General features: G+C 65.9%; 19 protein-coding genes. 11 read left to right on the forward strand and 8 right to left on the reverse strand.

Features of this window, described 5'->3' with window-relative positions; genetic code table 11:
• The first annotated feature begins 84 nt into the window (after positions 1-84).
• Both kstR and otsB read left to right on the forward strand, forming a co-directional pair.
• A complete protein-coding gene (gene kstR, locus ACXAID_RS03480) occupies positions 85-693 on the forward strand; it encodes a cholesterol catabolism transcriptional regulator KstR (RefSeq protein WP_475020788.1) in 609 nt (202 codons plus the stop codon).
• A 2-nt stretch (positions 694-695) separates the two neighbouring features.
• Complete coding sequence (gene otsB / locus ACXAID_RS03485) at positions 696-1,457, forward strand: trehalose-phosphatase (RefSeq protein WP_475020789.1); 762 nt, start codon at positions 696-698, stop codon at positions 1,455-1,457.
• A gap of 13 nt (positions 1,458-1,470) precedes the next feature.
• Here the strand turns inward: otsB and ACXAID_RS03490 are convergent, their stop codons facing one another.
• From ACXAID_RS03490 to ACXAID_RS03505, 4 genes are read right to left on the reverse strand one after another with little or no spacing between them, the layout of a single operon-like run.
• The gene (locus ACXAID_RS03490; RefSeq protein ID WP_475020790.1) at positions 1,471-2,571 is read right to left on the reverse strand and encodes a LacI family DNA-binding transcriptional regulator; all 1,101 of its coding nucleotides are present in this window, start codon (positions 2,569-2,571) and stop codon (positions 1,471-1,473) included.
• Positions 2,516-3,460: a metal ABC transporter permease gene (locus ACXAID_RS03495; protein ID WP_475020791.1), complete on the reverse strand. Its 945-nt coding sequence runs from the start codon at positions 3,458-3,460 to the stop codon at positions 2,516-2,518. Before ACXAID_RS03495 ends, ACXAID_RS03490 begins: the two co-directional genes overlap by 56 nt.
• Positions 3,460-4,242: a metal ABC transporter ATP-binding protein gene (locus ACXAID_RS03500; protein ID WP_475020792.1), complete on the reverse strand. Its 783-nt coding sequence runs from the start codon at positions 4,240-4,242 to the stop codon at positions 3,460-3,462. Before ACXAID_RS03500 ends, ACXAID_RS03495 begins: the two co-directional genes overlap by 1 nt.
• Positions 4,229-5,293 carry a metal ABC transporter solute-binding protein, Zn/Mn family gene (locus ACXAID_RS03505; RefSeq protein WP_475020847.1) on the reverse strand — a complete coding sequence of 355 codons (1,065 nt, stop codon included), beginning with the start codon at positions 5,291-5,293 and terminating at the stop codon, positions 4,229-4,231. Before ACXAID_RS03505 ends, ACXAID_RS03500 begins: the two co-directional genes overlap by 14 nt.
• Before the next feature lie 89 nt (positions 5,294-5,382).
• Between ACXAID_RS03505 and ACXAID_RS03510 the strand changes: the two genes are divergently transcribed.
• On the forward strand, positions 5,383-6,531 hold the full coding sequence (locus ACXAID_RS03510) for a GTP-binding protein (protein ID WP_475020793.1): 1,149 nt from the start codon (positions 5,383-5,385) through the stop codon (positions 6,529-6,531).
• 79 nt (positions 6,532-6,610) lie between these two features.
• Here ACXAID_RS03510 and ACXAID_RS03515 read toward each other — a convergent pair whose 3' ends face one another.
• The gene (locus ACXAID_RS03515) at positions 6,611-7,471 is read right to left on the reverse strand and encodes a mycofactocin-coupled SDR family oxidoreductase (RefSeq protein WP_475020794.1); all 861 of its coding nucleotides are present in this window, start codon (positions 7,469-7,471) and stop codon (positions 6,611-6,613) included.
• 72 nt (positions 7,472-7,543) lie between these two features.
• Here ACXAID_RS03515 and ACXAID_RS03520 point away from each other — a divergent pair, with 72 nt between their 5' ends.
• On the forward strand, positions 7,544-7,987 hold the full coding sequence (locus ACXAID_RS03520) for a hypothetical protein (protein WP_475020795.1): 444 nt from the start codon (positions 7,544-7,546) through the stop codon (positions 7,985-7,987).
• Between the two features lie 4 nt (positions 7,988-7,991).
• On the opposite strand, the gene ACXAID_RS03525 is transcribed toward ACXAID_RS03520, so the two are convergent.
• The gene (locus ACXAID_RS03525) at positions 7,992-8,843 is read right to left on the reverse strand and encodes a sulfurtransferase (RefSeq protein WP_475020796.1); all 852 of its coding nucleotides are present in this window, start codon (positions 8,841-8,843) and stop codon (positions 7,992-7,994) included.
• 737 nt (positions 8,844-9,580) lie between these two features.
• Between ACXAID_RS03525 and ACXAID_RS03530 the strand changes: the two genes are divergently transcribed.
• Positions 9,581-10,609 (forward strand): CobW family GTP-binding protein, encoded by a 1,029-nt coding sequence (locus ACXAID_RS03530; protein WP_475020797.1) that lies wholly within the window; start codon positions 9,581-9,583, stop codon positions 10,607-10,609.
• A gap of 172 nt (positions 10,610-10,781) precedes the next feature.
• The gene (gene folE2, locus ACXAID_RS03535) at positions 10,782-11,711 is read left to right on the forward strand and encodes a GTP cyclohydrolase FolE2 (RefSeq protein WP_475020798.1); all 930 of its coding nucleotides are present in this window, start codon (positions 10,782-10,784) and stop codon (positions 11,709-11,711) included.
• 50 nt (positions 11,712-11,761) lie between these two features.
• On the opposite strand, the gene ACXAID_RS03540 is transcribed toward folE2 (ACXAID_RS03535), so the two are convergent.
• Both ACXAID_RS03540 and ACXAID_RS03545 read right to left on the reverse strand, forming a co-directional pair.
• On the reverse strand, positions 11,762-13,678 hold the full coding sequence (locus ACXAID_RS03540; RefSeq protein ID WP_475020799.1) for a S9 family peptidase: 1,917 nt from the start codon (positions 13,676-13,678) through the stop codon (positions 11,762-11,764).
• An 86-nt stretch (positions 13,679-13,764) separates the two neighbouring features.
• Positions 13,765-14,091 (reverse strand): hypothetical protein, encoded by a 327-nt coding sequence (locus tag ACXAID_RS03545; RefSeq protein WP_475020800.1) that lies wholly within the window; start codon positions 14,089-14,091, stop codon positions 13,765-13,767.
• A 127-nt stretch (positions 14,092-14,218) separates the two neighbouring features.
• On the opposite strand from ACXAID_RS03545, the gene ACXAID_RS03550 reads away from it, so the two are divergent.
• From ACXAID_RS03550 to folE2 (ACXAID_RS03570), 5 genes are all read left to right on the forward strand, one after another.
• Positions 14,219-15,091, forward strand: a complete 873-nt coding sequence (locus ACXAID_RS03550; protein ID WP_475020801.1) for an enoyl-CoA hydratase/isomerase family protein — start codon at positions 14,219-14,221, stop codon at positions 15,089-15,091.
• A 486-nt stretch (positions 15,092-15,577) separates the two neighbouring features.
• Positions 15,578-16,735: a M20 metallopeptidase family protein gene (locus tag ACXAID_RS03555; protein WP_475020802.1), complete on the forward strand. Its 1,158-nt coding sequence runs from the start codon at positions 15,578-15,580 to the stop codon at positions 16,733-16,735.
• A 75-nt stretch (positions 16,736-16,810) separates the two neighbouring features.
• Positions 16,811-17,143, forward strand: a complete 333-nt coding sequence (locus tag ACXAID_RS03560) for an ArsR/SmtB family transcription factor (protein ID WP_475020803.1) — start codon at positions 16,811-16,813, stop codon at positions 17,141-17,143.
• The gene (locus ACXAID_RS03565) at positions 17,143-17,844 is read left to right on the forward strand and encodes a cation diffusion facilitator family transporter (RefSeq protein ID WP_475020804.1); all 702 of its coding nucleotides are present in this window, start codon (positions 17,143-17,145) and stop codon (positions 17,842-17,844) included. Before ACXAID_RS03560 ends, ACXAID_RS03565 begins: the two co-directional genes overlap by 1 nt.
• Before the next feature lie 134 nt (positions 17,845-17,978).
• Entirely contained in the window at positions 17,979-18,908 is a 930-nt protein-coding gene (folE2, locus tag ACXAID_RS03570; protein ID WP_475020805.1) for a GTP cyclohydrolase FolE2, read from the forward strand.
• The last annotated feature ends 146 nt before the right edge of the window (positions 18,909-19,054 follow it).

The raw sequence follows: 19,054 nt of genomic DNA on the forward strand, positions 1-19,054 counted from the left end.
ACGTCAGAGTTGTCGGGCACCGAAGCGCGAGCCGCATCCGGTTCGGGTTCCGGAGCCGACACCCGGCCTCGCCAGGTGATGAACGTGGCGGTTCTGGCTGAATCCGAGCTCGGTTCCGAGGCGCAGCGCGAACGGCGCAAGCGAATCCTCGACGCCACGCTGGCGATCGCGTCCAAGGGCGGTTACGAAGCCGTCCAGATGCGGGCGGTGGCCGAACGCGCCGACGTCGCCGTAGGCACGCTCTACCGCTACTTCCCGTCGAAGGTGCACCTGCTGGTCTCGGCGCTGGGTCGGGAGTTCGAACGCATCGACGCCAAGACCGACCGCGCCACGCTGGCCGCCGGGGCCACCCCCTATCAGCGGCTCAACATCATGGTCGGCAAGCTGAACCGGGCGATGCAGCGCAACCCGCTCCTCACCGAAGCGATGACCAGGGCGTTCGTCTTCGCCGATGCGTCGGCCGCCGGCGAGGTCGACCACGTCGGCAAGCTGATGGACTCGATGTTCGCCCGCGCGATGAGCGACGGCGAACCGACCGAGGACCAGTACCACATCGCCCGGGTCATCTCGGATGTGTGGCTGTCCAACCTGCTGGCCTGGCTGACCCGCCGGGCATCGGCCACCGACGTCGCCAAGCGCCTCGACCTGGCCGTGCGGCTGCTCATCGGGGACGGCGACCAGCCTAAGATCTAGGCGTGAGCGACCTGCCGGCCGAACTGTCGAAGGCCCTCGACGCCGCCGCGAAGCTGCCGCGACTGCTGGTCACGTCCGACTTCGACGGCACCCTGTCACCGATCGTCAGCAACCCCGCCGACGCCCGCCCGCTGCCGGCGGCCGGCCGCGCGCTGGCCGGGTTGGCCGAATTGGCGTCCACCGCGGTCGCGCTGATCTCCGGGCGTGCGTTGCGCGATCTGCGGGTGCTGTCGACGATGCCCGACGCGGTACACCTGGTGGGCAGCCACGGCGCCGAGTTCGACTCCGGGTTCGCCCACGACATCGACCTGGACCTGCTGGCGACCATCACCGACACGCTGAACTCGATCGCGTCCGGGCGCCCGGGCGTGACGGTCGAGACGAAACCGGCCAGCGTCGCGCTGCACGTGCGCAACGCCTCCGAAGCCGACGGCGAGGCCGCGCTGGCGGCGGCCTGGGAGGCCGCCTCGGGCTGGGACGCGCACGCCACCACCGGCAAGGCCGTGCTGGAGTTCGCGGTGATCTCCACCGACAAGGGTGAGGCCATCGACATCCTGCGTGAGCGGCACGGCGCGTCGACGGTGCTGTTCTTCGGTGACGACGTCACCGACGAGAAGGCGTTCCGGCGGCTGCGCGACGGCGATATAGGCGTCAAGGTCGGCGCCGGCGACACGCTGGCGTCGTACCGGGTCGACTCACCCGACGACGTGGCCGCCGCCCTGGCCTACCTGCTGGATGCCCGCTCCGGGATACGGTTCACCTGACTTGCGCCCCCGGTCAGGCCGGGGGGCCCGAAGTCCGTCCCCGGACCAGCTCGGTGTCGAGAACATCGACGACCGGTAACCCCGAACGCGGTGGATTGTGTAGCAGTTCACCTGCGCGGCGGCCCTTTTCGACGCTGGGCTGCACCACGGTGGTCAGGCCGCGCTGCAGGGCCTCGGGGACGCCGTCGAATCCGGTGATGGTCATCGCGCCGGGCACATAAATTCCCCGGGCGCGCAGATTGTCCATCGCCGAGAGCGCCAGCACGTCGGCCGTGCAGATCAGGGCCGTGATGCGCGGGTTGGCTTCCAGAGCGACATCCGCGCCGGCACCCCCGGACGTGGGCAGATGCTCATAGCTCTCCACAACGGTCAGCGATTCCGGGTCCAGCCCCGCCGCCGACACCGCGTCGAACACGCCGGCGATGCGCTCGCTCTGGACGCGGAAATGCGGTGAGCGCACCCGCGCCGGGTCGGCGAGCGCCGGAGCGGGCCCGCTGTGCGGCCACTCCCGTTCGAGGCGCATCGTCAGCAACCCGATCTCACGATGCCCCAGTTCGAGCACGTATTCGGCGAGACCGCGCATCGCGGCGCGGTCGTCGATACACACCTGCGACGTGCCGGGCACATCGCGGGGCTGGTCGACGATCACCACCGGCAGGTGCCGCTGCAGCACCGCGGGCAGGTAAGGGTCGTCGTCGGAGGCCGAATACACCACGAATCCGTCGACTCCGGCGGCCAGCACGGCCGCCGAGCCGTCGCTGACGCTGCGGCCCGGCCCGACCGCCACCAGCAGCAGACCCTGCCCCACCGCTTCGCACGACTCGGCCAGACCGGCGACGAAGTCCAGCGCCGCGGGATCGCGGAACGAGTAGTTCAGCGGTTCGGTGATGACCAGTCCGACGGCACCGGCCTTGCGGGTCCGCAGAGATCGGGCGACCGGGTCCGGTCCCGGGTAGCCCAGCGCCTTGGCGGTGGACAGCACCCTCTCGCGCAACTCGGCCGACAACTGATCGGGCCGGTTGTAGGCGTTGGAGACAGTGGTGCGCGAAACCTTGAGCTCAGCGGCGAGTGAGGCCAGGGTCGCGCGCCGCCTCGGCGCCGGACTCCTGGACATGCTCGTTGAGATTAGTGGATCCGCCCGGCGTCGCCGCGGAGATCCCGCCGCGGCGGGGCAGCCGGTTGGCCGCCCATACTGCCAGCCAGGTAGCACAGGCGATGCTGACGATGACGAAGCTCGGCGGCAGATTGAACATCGCCGACAGGGACAGGCCGGCCCACACCGACACCAGACCGATCCCCGCCGAGATCGCCATCGCCAACACCGGGCGGGCGGTGAGCATCAGCGCGGTGGCCCCGGGCGTCACCACGAGGGCGAACAAAAGCAGCGTCCCCACCGCCTGCACCGCCATCGTCACGGTGATCCCCAACAACACCATGAACAGGATGGACAATTTCCGCACCGGAACGCCCTTGGCCTCGGCCACCTGACTGTTCACCGAGGTGAACAACAACGGCCGGTAGATGAACGCGATACTGGCGGCCAGCACCGCCAGCAACGCCAGGAAACTCAACAATTGGTCAGTCGTGATCGCAAGCAGGTTCCCGAACAACACGTTGGTCAGCGTCGAGGAGTTGCGGGTAGCCAACGAGTTGAAGAACAACCCTAGTCCGGTGGCGAATGCCAGCACGGTGCCGGTCGCAACCTCGCGATCAGAGGCCCGCTTACCGAGCGCACCGATGACCAGCGCCCCGCCGACACAAAAGATGCCCAGTCCGAGCGCTGCAGGCAATCCGAGCAATACCGCACCAGTCGCACCGGGCAGGCCGATGTGCGCGAGTGCGTGCGCGGCGAACGACGAGTTGCGCACAACGATGAAGTACCCCATCAGGCCGGCGGCGAGCGCGACGATGGTCCCACCCAGCCACGCATTGCGCATGAACTCCGAGTTCATGATCTGCAGCCAATTGTCCTGATAGCCGACCGCAGCCGGAAACTGAACCATCACACGCTCCGCATGAAGAGGTCGCCCTGGAGCGTGTGCGCCACCTGGATCTTGGTTCCGTAGAGATGGGTGAGCAGGTCTGCATCGATTACTTCGTGTATCGCGGCGTGGTGGGCATGGCCGTCCAGTAGATAGATCGCACTGTCGAGGGGGCTCAGCAGCGGGTTCAGATCGTGGGCGACGACCAGAATGGTCACCCCCAGCTCCGCCTTGAGCCGGGACAGCAGCTGGACGATCTCGTGTTGGGTGCGCAGATCCAGCGAGGCCAATGGCTCGTCGAGGATCAGCATCTTCGGGTGCGCGACCAGGGCGCTGGCCAGCGCGATGCGCTGACGCTGGCCACCAGAGAGCTCGGAAAGCCTGCGGTGGGCGAAATCGGTCGCCTCGACCCAGCTCAGCGCCTCGTCGACGCGCGCCCAGTCGGATGCACTGGGCCGGGAAAATCCCCAACGGCACCCGTTCAGACCGAGCAGCACCGCGTCTCTGCCGCGGACGGCTTCGCTGGCGTTGAGATCGTAATCTTGTGGTACATAACCGATCTCGTCATTGCCCAACCCCGGCCGCACGCCGTACACCTGCACCGAACCGGTGGCGACCGGGACCAGGCCTAGAATCACCTCCAGCAGGGTGGTCTTCCCGGAGCCGTTCGACCCGATGATCGCGACGAACTGGCCGGGGCCGACCTCGAAGGTCGACTCCGACCAAATCGTCCGACCACCGCGCACGACGCTGGCGTTGTCAAACGTCAGCGCCGGCCCCGGTAGCGGCTCAAGCAGGGACACCGAGCGCCTTGGCGAGGGCATCGAGCTGGGCGATCTGCCACGCCTGGAAAGTGTCGGTGTTGGGCGGGATCGTCTCGGTGACCTCGACGACCGGAACTCCGCCCTGCTCGGCGGCCGCCCGGATCTGCTCGGGTACCGAGCCCTCGGTCTGAGTGTTGTAGATCAGCACATCGACACCGCGATCACCGAGCAGCCTCAGGAAAGCGTCGAGGTCGGCCGGCGACGGTTCTGTTTCGTTCGACGAGGCAGCCTCATAGCCCTCGGGGGTGCGGTTCTGCAGCCCCAGCGCGGCCGCCATGTCGTCGAAGACACTCTCGGTGGCGGCGTAGGTCTTGCCCTGCGCACTGGACTTGATGGTGGCTATCGCATCATTGTACGGCTTCATCACATTGTTGAACTCGGTGTTCCGCTCGGCGAAGTATTCGGCGCCGTCCGGAGCAAGCTCGCTGAGATGGGCCGTCACCTCTTCGGCGACCTCGTTGACCACCGCCGGGTTGTACCAGACGTGCGGGTTTCCTTCGTGGTCGTGGTCGTGGCCCTCTTCGCCCTCGTGGCCCTCTTCGCCCTCGTGGCCCTCGTGGCCCTCTTCGCCCTCGTGGCCCTCTTCGCCCTCGTGGCCCTCTTCGCCCTCGTGGTCGTGGCCTTCCTCGAGCTCGACGGCGTTGATCACCTCGGCATCCGGGGCCGAGGCGGCGGCGAGCTTGGCGGCCCATTCGTCGTAGTGACCGCCGTTGATGACGACCAGTTGGGCGCCCTCGAACTTAGCGGCGTCGGACGGGGCCGGTTCGTAGTCGTGGGGATCGACCGAAGAGCTGGCAAGCACCGTAGTCACGTCGGCGCAGGCGCCACCGAGCTGGGAGACGATGTTGCCCCACTGGTCGACACTGACGACGACGTTGACCGGATTGGTGGGGCACCCCCCCTCAGAGGCGGGCGGTGTTCCCGCCGTGGTCGTGGATTCCTCGTCGCTCCCGCAGGAGGACAGTGCCAGCGGCAGCGCGAGGGCGAAGGTGGCGGCGAGCAGCCGCCTGGCGCGGGTTCGGACTGAAATCACCCGGCAACGATAACCGTTTCCGATTGCTGGCGCACCATCCTGCCGGGTTTTGACAGCCGCTTAATGAAAATGATTATCATTAGGGTATGGTTACAGAAGCGCCTCCGCAACTCCCCGTCACCGTGCTCTCAGGATTCCTGGGCGCCGGCAAGACGACCCTGCTCAACCACATCCTGGCCAACCGCGAAGGCCGACGGGTGGCGGTCATCGTCAACGACATGAGCGAGGTCAACATCGACGCCGCTCTGGTCGCCGGACAGGGTCACCTGGACCGGACCGAGGAGAAGCTCGTCGAGCTCACCAACGGCTGCATCTGCTGCACGTTGCGCGAGGATCTGATCGACGCGGTCGGCGCGCTGGCGCGCCAGGGCAAGTTCGACCAGCTCGTCATCGAGTCCACCGGGATCTCCGAGCCGATGCCGGTGGCCGCGACGTTCAGCTGGGAGTTCGAGGACGGCTTCAGCCTGGGGCAACTGGCCAAGCTCGACACCTTGGTGACCGTCGTGGACGCCTCGACGTTTCTGACCGAGATCGCCAGAGGTGAGGCGCTGGCGGAACGTCAGATGAGTGCCGGCGAGGGCGATGCCCGCAGCGTGGCAGACCTCTTGGTCGATCAGGTGGAGTTCGCCGACGTGATTCTGCTGAACAAGACCGATCTGGTCACCCCGGAGACGCTGGCCACCGTTGAGACGCTGACACGGCGACTGAATCCGACCGCCAAGCTGATCCACACCGACCACGGCGTGGTCGACCTCTCAGAGGTCCTCGACACCGGCCTTTTCGACCCCGTCGCCGCCGCCGAGGCCCCGGGTTGGGATGAGGAGATCGCCGACGGCCACACGCCCGAGACCGAGGAGTACGGCATCAGCTCCATGACGTTTCGGGCAGACAGGCCGTTCCATCCGGCCCGGCTGGCCCGAGCCCTCGGCCAGATGACCCGCATCATTCGCAGCAAGGGGTTCTGCTGGATCGCCAGCCGCCCGACGATCGCGGCCATCTGGTCGCAGGCCGGCCCGAACCTGGTGATCGAGCCCGCCCAGTACTGGTCGAGCGTCGACATCCCCCCGGGACAGGAGATCGTCTTCATCGGGGTGAAACTCGACCGGGACCGAGTGCAGGAGTTGCTCTCGGGAGCCCTGCTGACCGACATGGAACTCTCCGGAGGCGAACAGGCCTGGCTGGGGTTCACCGACCCGCTGCCGGCCTGGGGCGTGACGCAGAGCCATTCGCACTGACAAGCTGCCGTGGACTGACCCGTCATCGAGGCCCGCGTCTCGATGACGGGTCAGTGTTCTCCACCCGACAGTCCGGCGATCAGATGCCGAGTTTGAGCGAGGCGCCAGCGTCGACGAAGAGCTGCTGGCCAGTGACGTAGCGGGACTCGTCTGAGGCGAGGTACACCACCGCGTGCGAGATGTCTGACGGCTCGACGTATGGGATCGGCATTGCCTGCATGAACGGGAACGTCACTTCGGCGTCCTCCCTCGTGGGCTCTGGAAGGTCGGGGCGGAACGTGCGATACATCGCCGGGTTCTGCAACATGTCAGTGTCGACGTTGGTCGGATGGACGGTGTTGACCCTGATCCGCTCCGGGCCGAGGGTCAGCGCCAGCGACTTCGTGTACTCGCGAAGCATCTTCTTGGCCAGGCCGTAGCCGTCGCCACCGGGGCCCTGTAGACCACCCTGGCCGTTGACACCGCCGGCCTGCGGGACCAGACCGGCCACCGACCCCGTCACGATGACCGAGCCGCCCGCCGCCAGGTGGGGCAACGCAACGTGGACGGTGTTGACGACTCCGACGAAGTCCACATCGAAGGCGTCGGCGAAGCCCTGCGTAGGTACATCGTTACCCAGCGGACAGATCGCGGCGTTGGCGACCACGACGTGCAGTCCCCCCAGTTCGGCGACCGCGTCATCGAGCACCTTCTTCATGCCCACCCGATCACGGACATCGACCTGAGCGGAGATCACCCGCCTGCCCGCCTTCTCGACCAGCCGCGCGGTCTCGTCGAGATCGGCAGCGGTGGCCAGCGGATAGGAATTGGTACCGATGTTCTCGCCGATATCGCAGATGACGAGATCGGCTCCCTCGTCTGCCAGATGGACGGCATGGCTGCGCCCCTGTCCGCGTCCGGCACCGGTAACGAACGCGACCTTTCCCGACATCCGACCCATGGGCATCCTCCTCGATTGGTGAAAATCACTTTCGACAACGACCTCGGGGCACTGTAGCGTGATCGGCAGTTAATGAAAACCATTACCGATAACCGCATTGACGCGTGGAGCCTGACGAGGAGACCGGCGTTGAAAGCCCGAAGCCGATACACCCAAAGCCCATTCACCGTGGCGGTCTGCACGGCCTGCGATTCCGAGCTCATCGACATCGTCCTGCCGAAACTGCGGAAAGTGGTCCGCAGTTGCCCACACGGCGTCCTCGTCGTGACACGTTGCATGTTGGGGACTGTCACTTGCGCGGCAAGAACTTCCGATCACGAAGTGATGCTGGTCGTCCAACCCTGCACGAAGGATCGGGCTCCGGTGTCGTCGGTGCAGTGGGTCGGCCCGGTGCGCGACAGCGCCGACGCAGACACGGTGTGCGAGTGGATCGCAGCGGGCACCTGGGACAACGCGAACCTACCCATGAGACTGCGCGCGGACCTCAACCTCGCGAAATCCAGCAGGATGAACTGACGCGTCACGGCCCCGTCGCCACCGGCCTTGCGGGATCTGCGCACCACTGCGACCACGAGCCCGGAAACAAGGACGCATCCACCCCGGCTGCCCGCAGCGCCGCGATCGTGACGGCCGCGGTGACACCCGAGCCGCAGTAGGCGCCGACCCCCTCGGCTGCTGCACCGACACCATGCTCGGCGAAGAAAGCGCGCAGTTCGCCGTCAGGGCGGAAACCGCCTTCGGCGGTGAGTAATTCAGTGCTCGGCGCGTTCCGCGCGCCAGGGATACGTCCGGCGACGGGGTCGACGGGCTCCCGGTCGCCACGGAACCTCTCCGGCGCACGCGCATCCAGCAGCACGCCGCCGAAGACCGCCACCTCGGCAGCGGTCAGCGTAGGAAGCGCCCCGCGGTACAGATCGCGATAGGTGACCCTGACATCACCAGGAGATGCTGCAGTAGAACCGGTTTCGAGTTCACCGTCGACCGCGATCCAAGCGGCCAGACCGCCGTCGAGAATTCGGACGTCGCCGATCCCGGCCGCGTTCAGCACCCACCAGGCGCGAGCCGAGCCGGCCCGGTTCCAGTCGTCGTAGACGACGGTAGGGACACCGCGGCGCAATCCCCAACGGCGTGCTGCCTGTTGGACCGCGTCGCCGCTCGGCAACGGGTGGCGACCCCGGTCAGGCAGCGTGTGGTCGGACAGTTCGTCCTCCAGCGAGACGTACACCGCGCCGGGTATGTGGCCGCGGGAGAACGCCTCGCGCCCGTCGGGTTGTGTCAGTTCCCAACGGACGTCGAGGACGTTCACCGGTCGGCCGTCGGCGAGGTGGCGCGCCAGCTCTGACGCGGTGATCAGGGTGTCAGCTCGGGTCACCCCACCATCGTCGCACCGACTCGCCTAGTGGTGGTGGTGCCCGACCGAACCGCTCAGTTCGTTCGCATCCGTTCATCGCTCGTGGTGGTCACAGCCATATCCTTTCGAATCGCCGCGGCCGGACGAACCGCGAACTGAATCGCCTGCCGGCCATGGCTTCGAAGATCTCGACCTGCGGGTCTATCGTCCTGCTCCGAACCCTAGATCTCGCACCGCACGAAGGGGACAGGCCGCATCGGAACTCTTTGTGCCACATCGGCCGCTAATCGAGCGGCCCCGACCCGGTAGCGCGCGACGCTTAGGCCGTCGACCGTGAGGGAAGGCCGCGGGGCGCGCCCGGCCGGTTTGCCGATGCAGCAACCCTGGTTGTTAATGAACATCGTTTCCAGTAAGATCGCGACGGTCATCGGACGCAGTTGTCGGATCGGAGCCTGTCGTGACGGGACAAGTTCGGTGGATCGCTGCCGTGGCAGCGGCTCGCGGATCAGACAATTCCCGGCCGAGTAGCCGGCGAGCCCTGGCGGTCAACGAACCTGAGCGCGGCTTACGTCACGGGCGCGACTACGCGATCGCTGCCGAGTCAACATGAGAGCTCGGGAAAAGACTGATACCCGTTCTCGATGAGCGCCGAGAGCCCAGGAGATGTAAGTCGACCCGGACGCGTCAGCGATGTTCGGAGAAGACCACCCACGCAAACCGACCGTCCGCAGCGACCGCAATGAAAGGACAGTGCCCGCATGGCTGAATGCAACGCACCCGCCGTTCCGGTCATCGCGCTTACTGGCCACCTGGGTGCAGGGAAGACGACGCTGTTGAACCACGTTCTGCGGGCACCCGGGGCGCGGATCGGAGTGGTCATCAACGACTTCGGCGAGCTGAACGTCGACGCCGGTTTGATCACCGGTCAGATCGACGAGCCGGTTTCCATCGCAGGGGGCTGCATCTGCCACCTCCCCGACGACGGTGCGCTCGACAAGGCGCTGGAGAAGCTGGTCGACCCCAAACTGGCGCTCGACGCGATCATTATCGAGGCCAGTGGTGTGGCCGAACCTATGGCCGTCTCGCGAATGATCCGGTTTAGCGGAGTGGCACGGGTACGCCACGGCGGGGTCATTGACGTCATCGACGCGGTAGAGCACTTCCGCACAGTGGACACGGTCACCGCTCCGCCTGCGCGCTACAGTGCGGCCTCGCTTGTCGTGATCAACAAGCTGGACCGAGTCACCGTGGGCTCGCGTGATGAGGTCTTTCGTCAGATTGAAGCCCGCGTTCGGGAGCTCAATTCGGACGCCCACGTCGTCGGCGCGGCGGCCGGTCGGGTAGACCCACGGCTGCTGTATGACGTCACCGAAGCCGGCGCCGAGACGGGGCAGCTGTCCTTCCGAGAGCTGCTTCTCGACGATAGCCACGACCATCATCACGATCATGATCACCTGCATGCCGAATCGGTAACCGTGGTCAGCGAGGGCACCGTCGATCCTGGAGCGCTCGTCGATCTGCTCGACCAGCCTCCCGCCGGGGTCTACCGGATGAAGGGCACCGTGGCCGTGGGCAAGCGACACTACCTCGTAAACCTCGTGGGTACCTCGGTGCATGTGGCCACCGCACCCAAGGGTCCGCGGTCCAGCCACCTCGTCGCGATTGGCACGGGCCTCGACCCCGACCAAGTACGGGACAGGCTCGAACTCGCATTACGCCCAGCCTCGCAGAAGGTGGCCGCCGAAGGAATGCGGAGATTGCAGCGACTCCGGCAACTGAGCATATGACGAACGGAGCTGCAGTCGTGCAGATGCCAATGTCACATGCGAACAAGTGGATAGGAGGAAGCTCTCGCCCGTGGGAAACACGCATTCCCCGACACATGCTTGAATTGCATTGGGGCAAATGCCCGGGCAACCGGGCGAGGAACCCGCCGCATACTCGCAAGGGACTAGGCCGATGACTGTGCACGGTGTGCGGGCGATGCCTGACGTCGCCACCCAGGCTGAACCGGGGGCCGTCGGCCCGCTCGATTGGGTCGGCATGGACGAGATCGCGATGCCGCTACGGCTGGCCAGTACGACCGAGGACTTCACCGTGCCGGCCCGGGTCCGCGCGGCAGTCAACCTCACCCGCCCCGAAGTCCGCGGAATCCACATGTCACGGCTGTACCTCCACGTCGACCGGACACTGTCAGCCGCACCACTGTCCCAACGCTCGCTGCGCAACCTGCTACGTGACTTCCTCGACTCCCACACCGATCTGTCCGACCGCGCGCTGCTGCACGCACGGTTCCCGGTGATGCTGCGCCGCCCAGCACTACGCAGCGCCAACAGCGGCTGGCGCGAATACCCCGTCACCGTCGAAGGCGTCCTCGACCGCGGGCACTTCACCGTCGAACTCGGCGTCGAGGTGGTCTACTCTTCCACCTGCCCGTGTTCGGCCGCGTTGGCCCGCCAGGAGATCCAAGAAGCATTCGCCCGCGACTTTCCCGCCGACCAGGCGCTCGACCACACCGCGGTACACACCTGGCTGGGCAGTGAACGCGGAATCTGCGCAACACCACATTCGCAGCGCAGCCTCGCACAGGTCCGCACCCGGATACGACCCTCGTTCCAGGATTTCCCGGTCGTCGACCTCATCGACCGCATCGAAGCCGCACTGGCCACCCCGGTGCAGACCGCGGTCAAACGCGAAGACGAACAAGCCTTCGCACTGCTCAACGGCGCCAACCTGATGTTCTGCGAAGACGCCGCGCGCCGCATCCAGACCGCGCTGGACACCGACGACGACATCGCCGATTTCCACATCCGCGTCTCACACCTGGAAAGCCTGCACGCCCACGACGCCGTCGCCGAAGCCAGCAAGCAGACTCCAGGCGACGACTGATCAGGTGCTGAACCTCAAGCGCGCGGCGGTCTGCACCAATACTGCGCCGTCTATAGATTGACCACGTCTACCCGCTCGATATGCTCGTCCGCGGGTAGGGAGAAGCCGAAAACCTGTGAGTAGAAGGACAGTTCGGCATCGAGTGCCCGGCGTATGTTAGCTGCCTGGCGGAACCCGTGCTGTTCACCCTCGAACGCCACATAGGATACCGGAACGCCCTTCTCACGAAGCGCGTTGACGATCATGTCAGCCTGGTTGGGTGGCACGATCTCGTCCTCGAGTCCCTGCAGGACGATCAGCGGGCGGTCGAACCCGTCGAGGTGGTGTATCGGTGACCGCTCGATATAGAGATCTCTGCGGGCCGGGTAAGGCCCGACAAGGCCATCGAGATAGCGGCTCTCGAACTTGTGGGTCTCGGTGGCCAGAGCTTCGAGGTCCGCAACACCGAAATGGCTTGCACCGACAGCGAAAGTATCCCGGAAGGCCAGCGCCGCGAGGGTTGTGTAGCCACCGGCGGAGCCGCCGCGGATACCCAACTTGGCGGGATCTGCACGTCCCTGCTCCCCCAGCCAGCGTGCTGCAGCCTCGCAGTCATCGAGGTCGACGACACCCCACTGGTTCCGTAGCTGGTTGCGATAGGCGCGGCCATATCCGGTCGAACCTCCGTAGTTGACATCGACCACAGCGAAGCCCCGGCTCGTCCAGTACTGCGTGCTGAGCTGAAGGACAGGCCGTGCCGAACTGGTGGGGCCGCCGTGGATCAGGACGAGAAGCGGCGGCAGCTCACCGTTCCCGGCGCTGACCTGCGGGTTGGTGGGTGGATAAAACAGGGCGTGGGCGGTGCGCCCGTCGCTCGACGGGAACGAAATGGGTTCAGGTACCGAGAACCAACTCTGAGCAAGGCCGAGCTCACGCGGCGGCCGCAACGTCTCGGTTGCGGTGAGCGCACCGAAGTCATCAACGAAGATGGAAACCACGGCGGGCTCTGCGGCAGCTGACCCACCGACGAAGACAACCTGGTCCCCCTCGGCCTGCACCGCGCCGAAAGATGTGTACGGCAGGTCGAGGTCGACCACGCACCCGTCAGCGAGACGGACTGCCAGATGGTCGATCCCCTTCGACGAGAAGGCAAAAACGGTGCGCCCGCCTGACAGGAAGGCGTAGCGGGACTGGCCGAATACCCATTGCGGAACGCCGATCTCGGCATTCATCGTCACCATGTCCTCGACCCGGCCGGTATCCGGGTCCCACCGGTAGAGGTTCCACCAGTCAGACCGGTCGGAGACGAACCACAGCGAACCGTCCTCAGCCCACCGCGGAGCGCTCACCGACTCTCCGCCCCCTGCGCCGCCGGGCGCGGCCTCCGGTCTGCCGGCCACGACCCGACGGACCGCCAAGGCCGGGCCGCTGTCGGTGATCTGCACATCGGCAACGCACAGCTCGGTCCCGTCCCACGGCATATCGGGATGCGACCACTGAAGCCAGCACAACCGTCGACCGTCTTGTGACAGGCGTGGATCTGAGACGAAGTCGGGCCCCGTCACCAGCACCCGCGGGGTGAACTCGCCGCTGGCATCGACCACCACGATCTCGTTCTCGGCCTCGGCGGGACGACCTCCGGCGCGATGATGTTCGCGCACCACCAGCGCCCAGCGCCCGCCTGCGCAGACACATCCGTCGGCCCAGCGGTCGCCACGCGCAATCTCCGGCTCGGGGGTCACCGGCACAGGTTCCGAGTTGCCAGTCACGGTGTAGAGACGCTGGTCCAACCAATCAGCGAACCACACGGTCTGCCCCGCAACCCACCAGGCACCCCCACCGTATTCATGCACCGCCGTGCGCGCATTGGCTTTCTCGGGCAACAGATCCATTACCCGCCCATCGGGCGTGCGCTGCACGAGCTGGGTGCGTCCCCCCTCCTCCGGGCGTTGCTCGGACCAGACGACAGCGCCGCCGTGCAGGCTCACGCCGCCCAGTCCGGCGGCTGACCGAACCACCAGTTCAGAGGTAATGGGAGTTGCCCACGAGCCGAAAGTTGCCATGGAGGTCTGGCCTAGGCCTGCAGAACGAGCAGTTGATCGGTGCCCGCATCAACCTTGTTCACGCAGCCACCCTTCGCGTTCCGGGCCGGCTCGCGCGGCGCGACGTTGCCGAGCAGGCAACTCATATCCAGGGTCTGGTCGTAGAAAGAGAAGTCGTTGACCGGGATCAGATCGATTCCGGCGTCCTGCTGTTTGCGCCAGTTGGTCCGGCGGATCTCAGCGCCCACCTCGGCCAGCTCAGCTTGGGTGAGCTGCCCCTTCCAGAATGCTTCGGTAGCGCGTTTGAGTTCACGCTTCTCACCGATTCGAGGGTATCCGAGGTTGTGGGTCCTGATCATGAATTCCTGTTCCGGTCGGCCTGCTTGCTATTGATAATGATTTTCAATAGCGTAACAGCCGCCCGCGTTTTCGCGTAAGCCCGGCGTGGGAGGCTCCGAGAAGTATCGATCCGTAAGGGGGGCGGGCGTGGCCCGACGAACCCGGTTCAGCGAGTACGAGAACCGTTACCCGAACTACAAGTTCGAGCTCGCCGAGGACGGCATTCTGCTCATGCAGTGTCACACTGACGGCGGCAGCCTGGTTTGGGACTGGAAAGCCCACGACGACATGACCGACGCATTCGCCGACATCGCCGGCGACCGCGAGATCAAGGTGCTCATCCACACCGGCACCGCCGAGAACTACAACGCCAACTGGGGCCTGCTTCCCAACGGTGAGCCGGTCGAGGAACCCGTCTATCAGGCCATGCCCGGTCAGCGCGGGCTGGCGAAGCTCGACGAAAAGGCCTGGTACGCACGTCATTGCATCTTCAATGTGCTTGATGTCGATGTACCGATGATCAGCGCCGTGAACGGTCCGTGCAACATGCACTCCGAGATTCCGCTACTCGGCGATATCGTGTTGGCCAGCGACGACACCTACTTCCAGGATGCGTCGCATTTCCCGCGAGGGCAGGTGCCCGGCGACGGCCAGCACGTCATCTGGAGCTTTCTGGCCGGCCACACCAGGGCCCGCTACTTCCTGCTCACAGGCAAGAAGCTCGGCGCCCAGGAAGCCAAGGAGTGGGGGGTGGTCAACGAGGTGCTTCCCAAGGATCAAGTGCTGGAACGCGCCTGGGAGCTGGCTCGCGAGCTCGTCAAACGCCCTCCGCTGACACTGCGTTACACCCGCCAATTGTTCACCAATCCGCTCAAGCGCGCGTTCATCGACGAGCTGGGCCACGGACTCGGCAGGGAAACCTACGCACAGCGGGCGTTTTTCCCGTTCGGTGGGGAGATGGAACCGCTCGACCAGCCGTGGGACCAACAACCTTGGAGCAAAGGAGTGCCGGGGCGATGAGAGTCGCCTACGTCTTCACCCATCCCCGCGGTGGGGACCTACAAGCTCGCGCAGATGACCCTGCCCTAGCTGGAGAACGGTGTGCATGGAGTCGTGGTCACCGGGATGTTCTTCTTCGACGACAACTGTTTCGTCCTACGCCAGACCGATCCGACCGGAGAATCATCGCCGGCCTCGGGGTGAGACGAGCAGCACCAGCAGGTCGCCCAAGCGGGTCTGCAGGCACTGGGCACCGGGACGATCGCGTAGCATTCGCCTACCGGCCGCTCGCCGCGCAGAGATCACAATCGTCACCGACAAGCGTTGAACCCGGCTACTCCGGGTACCCCCACAGGTCAGCCGGTAGCTGTTCGATCCGGTGACCGGCGCCCCGGCGGGCCCGGTGAGCAGGTCGGCGGAATTTCCTCAGGCGCGCGGGACCTCAGTGGCACGGTCGGATACCACCACTGAGCCGTTCGGCCCGGTGGTCAAGCGAGTGGAGGTGGAATGGCAGACACGGTCAGCGATCTCGTGGAGTTGCGTCGAGCACTGCACCAGATCCCGGAACTGGGTCATCAGGAGCACGAAACGAGCCGGACCGTGATGGGCTACGTCGGCCGCTTCGCGACGTGCCGACAGATCGCCAAGACCGGTTTCATCGCCGACATCGGGCCCGAAAAAGCGTCGAAGACGGTGCTCCTGCGCGCCGACATGGACGGCCTGCCGATCCAGGAGGAGACCGGCCTGCCCTACGCGTCGACACACGCCGGGCGAATGCATGCGTGCGGCCACGATGCGCACATGGCCTCGCTCGCGGTCGCGGGCCGCTTGCTGGCCGAATCCCCGCCCGAGGATGTCCGGGTCCGACTGCTGTTCCAGCCGGCGGAGGAGGGCGGCGACGGGGCGCGTGCATGTATCGACGAAGGCGCGCTCGACGGGGTCGATGTCGCATTCGGAATCCATGTCTGGAACGAGCTGCCGCTCGGCACCGTCGCACTCACCCGCGGCGGCATCATGGCCGGCGTTGTCGAGCTCGGCATCCGGGTGATCGGTCACGGCGGCCACGGAGCGATGCCGCACCGCACCAAGGACCCAGTGGTCGCCGCGGCACACCTCATCACCGCACTGCAGACCGTCGCAAGTCGCGCTATCGCACCGGTCGATCCGGTGGTCGTGACGATCGGCAGCATCCACGGCGGCGACGCGTTCAACGTCATTCCCGGCATGGTCGAGCTGAGCGGCACCTGTCGAGGCTTTTCCAGGCAGGTCCTCGAAGACGCAGAGCACCAGGTGAAGGCCATCGCGGCCGGCATCGCCGCGGCGACGGGCACGCGCATCGAGGTCGATTGGCGGGTATCGCCGCCACCGACCGTCAACGATGACCGCATCGCCGAGCTGGCCGAGTCCGCGGCAACGGGACGGGTGCGGGGCTTCGACCGGGTGCTCGACGACTATCAGACGATGGCCGGAGAGGATTTCGGGGAGATCCTGACCGAACTGCCCGGGTGCTTCGCACTTGTCGGGAGCCAGAACGAGGCACAAGGACTCACCGAATCCCACCACTCGCCACGATTCGAGATCGACGAGGCGGCGTTGCGGCTCGCGTGCGACTTACACTGCGCGGTCGTCCGCGAGATCGCCGACAACGGCCTACCCTCGGACTGACTCGGTTGCCCAAGCCACCACCGCACCAGGCGTACATATTTTCCTGTATTCAGGAATTCATGTACTATCCGTGGCGTGGAAACGGTCGCCACCGCTCGTGACGCGCTGACCCGATTCGGGTATGCGCTCTCCGACTCGACGCGCACGCAGGTGTTGCTCCAGCTGCGGGTTGGACCGGCGTACCCCTCAGAGCTTGCCGAAGCAATCGGCGTATCGCGGCAGACGTTGTCCAACCACCTGGCCTGCCTTCGTGGATGCGGATTGGTCGTGGCGGTCCCCGAAGGCCGCCGCACCCGATATGAACTGACCGACCCCCGCATCGCCCACGCGCTCGGGGACCTACTCGGCCTGGTCGTGGCGGTCGACCCGACATGCTGTGGCGAAGACTCCGAAAAGGGGTGCTGCTGATGGATTTCGAGCTCGGACTCCCCGCTGTCGGCCGTCGTGTTCCGAACCCGCAACGACGCCAGCTGTTGCAGCGCCGGATCCGCTGGTTCGTGGCCGCAACGATCAGCTACAACGTTATCGAGGCGGTGATCGCCATCAGTGAGGGCACCCGCGTCTCCTCGACAGCACTGATCGGATTCGGTCTCGACTCGGTCATCGAGGTGTCGTCAGCCGCAGCGGTTGCCTGGCAGTTCGCCGGACGCGACCCGGAACGCCGCGAGAAGGTCGCATTGAAGATCATTGCCTTCTCGTTCTTTGCGCTGGCGTTGTATGTGGGGATCGACGCGGTCCGGTCACTGGCCGGAGTGGGCGAGGACGCCCGCCATACCTCGATCGGAATCGCCCTGGCCGCCGCCAGCCTGGTGATCATGCCGGTACTGTCCTGGGCCCAGCGCCGCGCAGGGCGCGAACTCGGATCGTCGAGCGCGGTGGCCGACTCCAAGCAGACGTTGTTGTGCACCTACCTGTCGGCAGTCCTGCTGGTCGGGCTGATCATGAACAGCCTGTTCGGTTGGTCGTGGGCCGATCCCCTGGCCGCGCTCGTCATCGCCGGGATCGCAGTGCGGGAGGGCCTCAACGCCTGGAAGGGCGATGCGTGCTGCGCCCCCGCCATCGGCCAGGAAACTGCTTGCACGCATGAATGCGACTGCTGCGCAGAATGATCCAGTTTGACATGCGCATAGGTAGATGTCACCTGGCATGCCGTCCGCCCTCCAACCGATTTGCTTCGCGTGCTTGAATCGAGAGGGGAATGCGGGGGAAGCGATCCGCGACCACTCGAAGGAAACTGATAGCGATGACTGTGCACGGTGTGCGGGCGATGCCTGACGTCGCCACCCAGGCTGAACCGGGGGCCGTCGGCCCACTCGATTGGGTCGGCATGGACGAGATCGCGATGCCGCTACGGCTCGCCGGTACAGCCGAGGACCTCACCGTGCCGGCCCGGGTCCGCGCGGCAGTCAACCTCACCCGCCCCGAAGTCCGCGGAATCCACATGTCACGGCTGTATCTGCACGTCGACCGGACACTGTCGAACGCACCGCTGTCACAACGCTCGCTGCGCAACCTGCTACGTGACTTCCTCGACTCCCACACCGATCTGTCCGACCGCGCACGACTGCACACACATTTTCCGTTAATGCTGCGCCGCCCAGCACTACGCAGCGCCAACAGCGGCTGGCGCGACTACCCCGTCACCGTCGAAGGCGTCCTCGACCGCGGGCACTTCACCGTCGAACTCGGCGTCGAAGTGGTCTACTCCTCCACCTGCCCAGCCTCGGCCGCGTTGGCCCGCCAGGAGATCCAAGAAGCATTCGCCCGCGACTTCCCCGCCGACCAGGCGCTCGACCACACCGCGGTACACACCTGGCTGGGCAGCGAACGCGGAATCTGCGCAACACCACATTCGCAGCGCAGCCTCGCCCAGGTCCGCACCCGGCTACGGCCCTCCTTCCAGGACCTCCCGGTCATCGACCTCATCGACCGCATCGAAGCCGCACTGGCCACCCCGGTGCAGACCGCGGTCAAACGCGAAGACGAACAAGCCTTCGCACTGCTCAACGGCGCCAACCTGATGTTCTGCGAAGACGCCGCGCGCCGCATCCAGACCGCGCTGGACACCGACGACGACATCGCCGATTTCCACATCCGCGTCTCACACCTGGAAAGCCTGCACGCCCACGACGCCGTCGCCGAAGCCAGCAAGCAGACCGCGGCGAACCCCTGAGCCGAGGTACCGACCCGCGTTTCGGTTCGTCGGCCTTCCGGATACCTGCACAGCTCGTACTATTGGCACTGACTTTCATTACTAGGTGACTGGGCCCGTCCAATTGTGCAGGCTCAGTGAGGAGCGCAGCGTGCACGCCGAACAAG

This window comes from Mycobacterium sp. ABE4_509 (assembly GCF_056160785.1).

Bases quoted from the DNA above. Each gene is read 5' to 3' on its own strand.
- ACXAID_RS03490 (WP_475020790.1), bottom strand. From the start codon at position 2,571: ATGTCCAGGAGTCCGGCGCCGAGGCGGCGCGCGACCCTGGCCTCACTC.
- ACXAID_RS03495 (WP_475020791.1), bottom strand. From the start codon at position 3,460: ATGGTTCAGTTTCCGGCTGCGGTCGGCTATCAGGACAATTGGCTGCAG.
- ACXAID_RS03510 (WP_475020793.1), top strand. From the start codon at position 5,383: ATGGTTACAGAAGCGCCTCCGCAACTCCCCGTCACCGTGCTCTCAGGA.
- ACXAID_RS03515 (WP_475020794.1), bottom strand. From the start codon at position 7,471: ATGGGTCGGATGTCGGGAAAGGTCGCGTTCGTTACCGGTGCCGGACGC.
- ACXAID_RS03520 (WP_475020795.1), top strand. From the start codon at position 7,544: ATGAAAACCATTACCGATAACCGCATTGACGCGTGGAGCCTGACGAGG.
- ACXAID_RS03530 (WP_475020797.1), top strand. From the start codon at position 9,581: ATGGCTGAATGCAACGCACCCGCCGTTCCGGTCATCGCGCTTACTGGC.
- folE2 (WP_475020798.1), top strand. From the start codon at position 10,782: ATGACTGTGCACGGTGTGCGGGCGATGCCTGACGTCGCCACCCAGGCT.
- ACXAID_RS03545 (WP_475020800.1), bottom strand. From the start codon at position 14,091: ATGATCAGGACCCACAACCTCGGATACCCTCGAATCGGTGAGAAGCGT.
- ACXAID_RS03555 (WP_475020802.1), top strand. From the start codon at position 15,578: ATGGCAGACACGGTCAGCGATCTCGTGGAGTTGCGTCGAGCACTGCAC.
- ACXAID_RS03565 (WP_475020804.1), top strand. From the start codon at position 17,143: ATGGATTTCGAGCTCGGACTCCCCGCTGTCGGCCGTCGTGTTCCGAAC.
- folE2 (WP_475020805.1), top strand. From the start codon at position 17,979: ATGACTGTGCACGGTGTGCGGGCGATGCCTGACGTCGCCACCCAGGCT.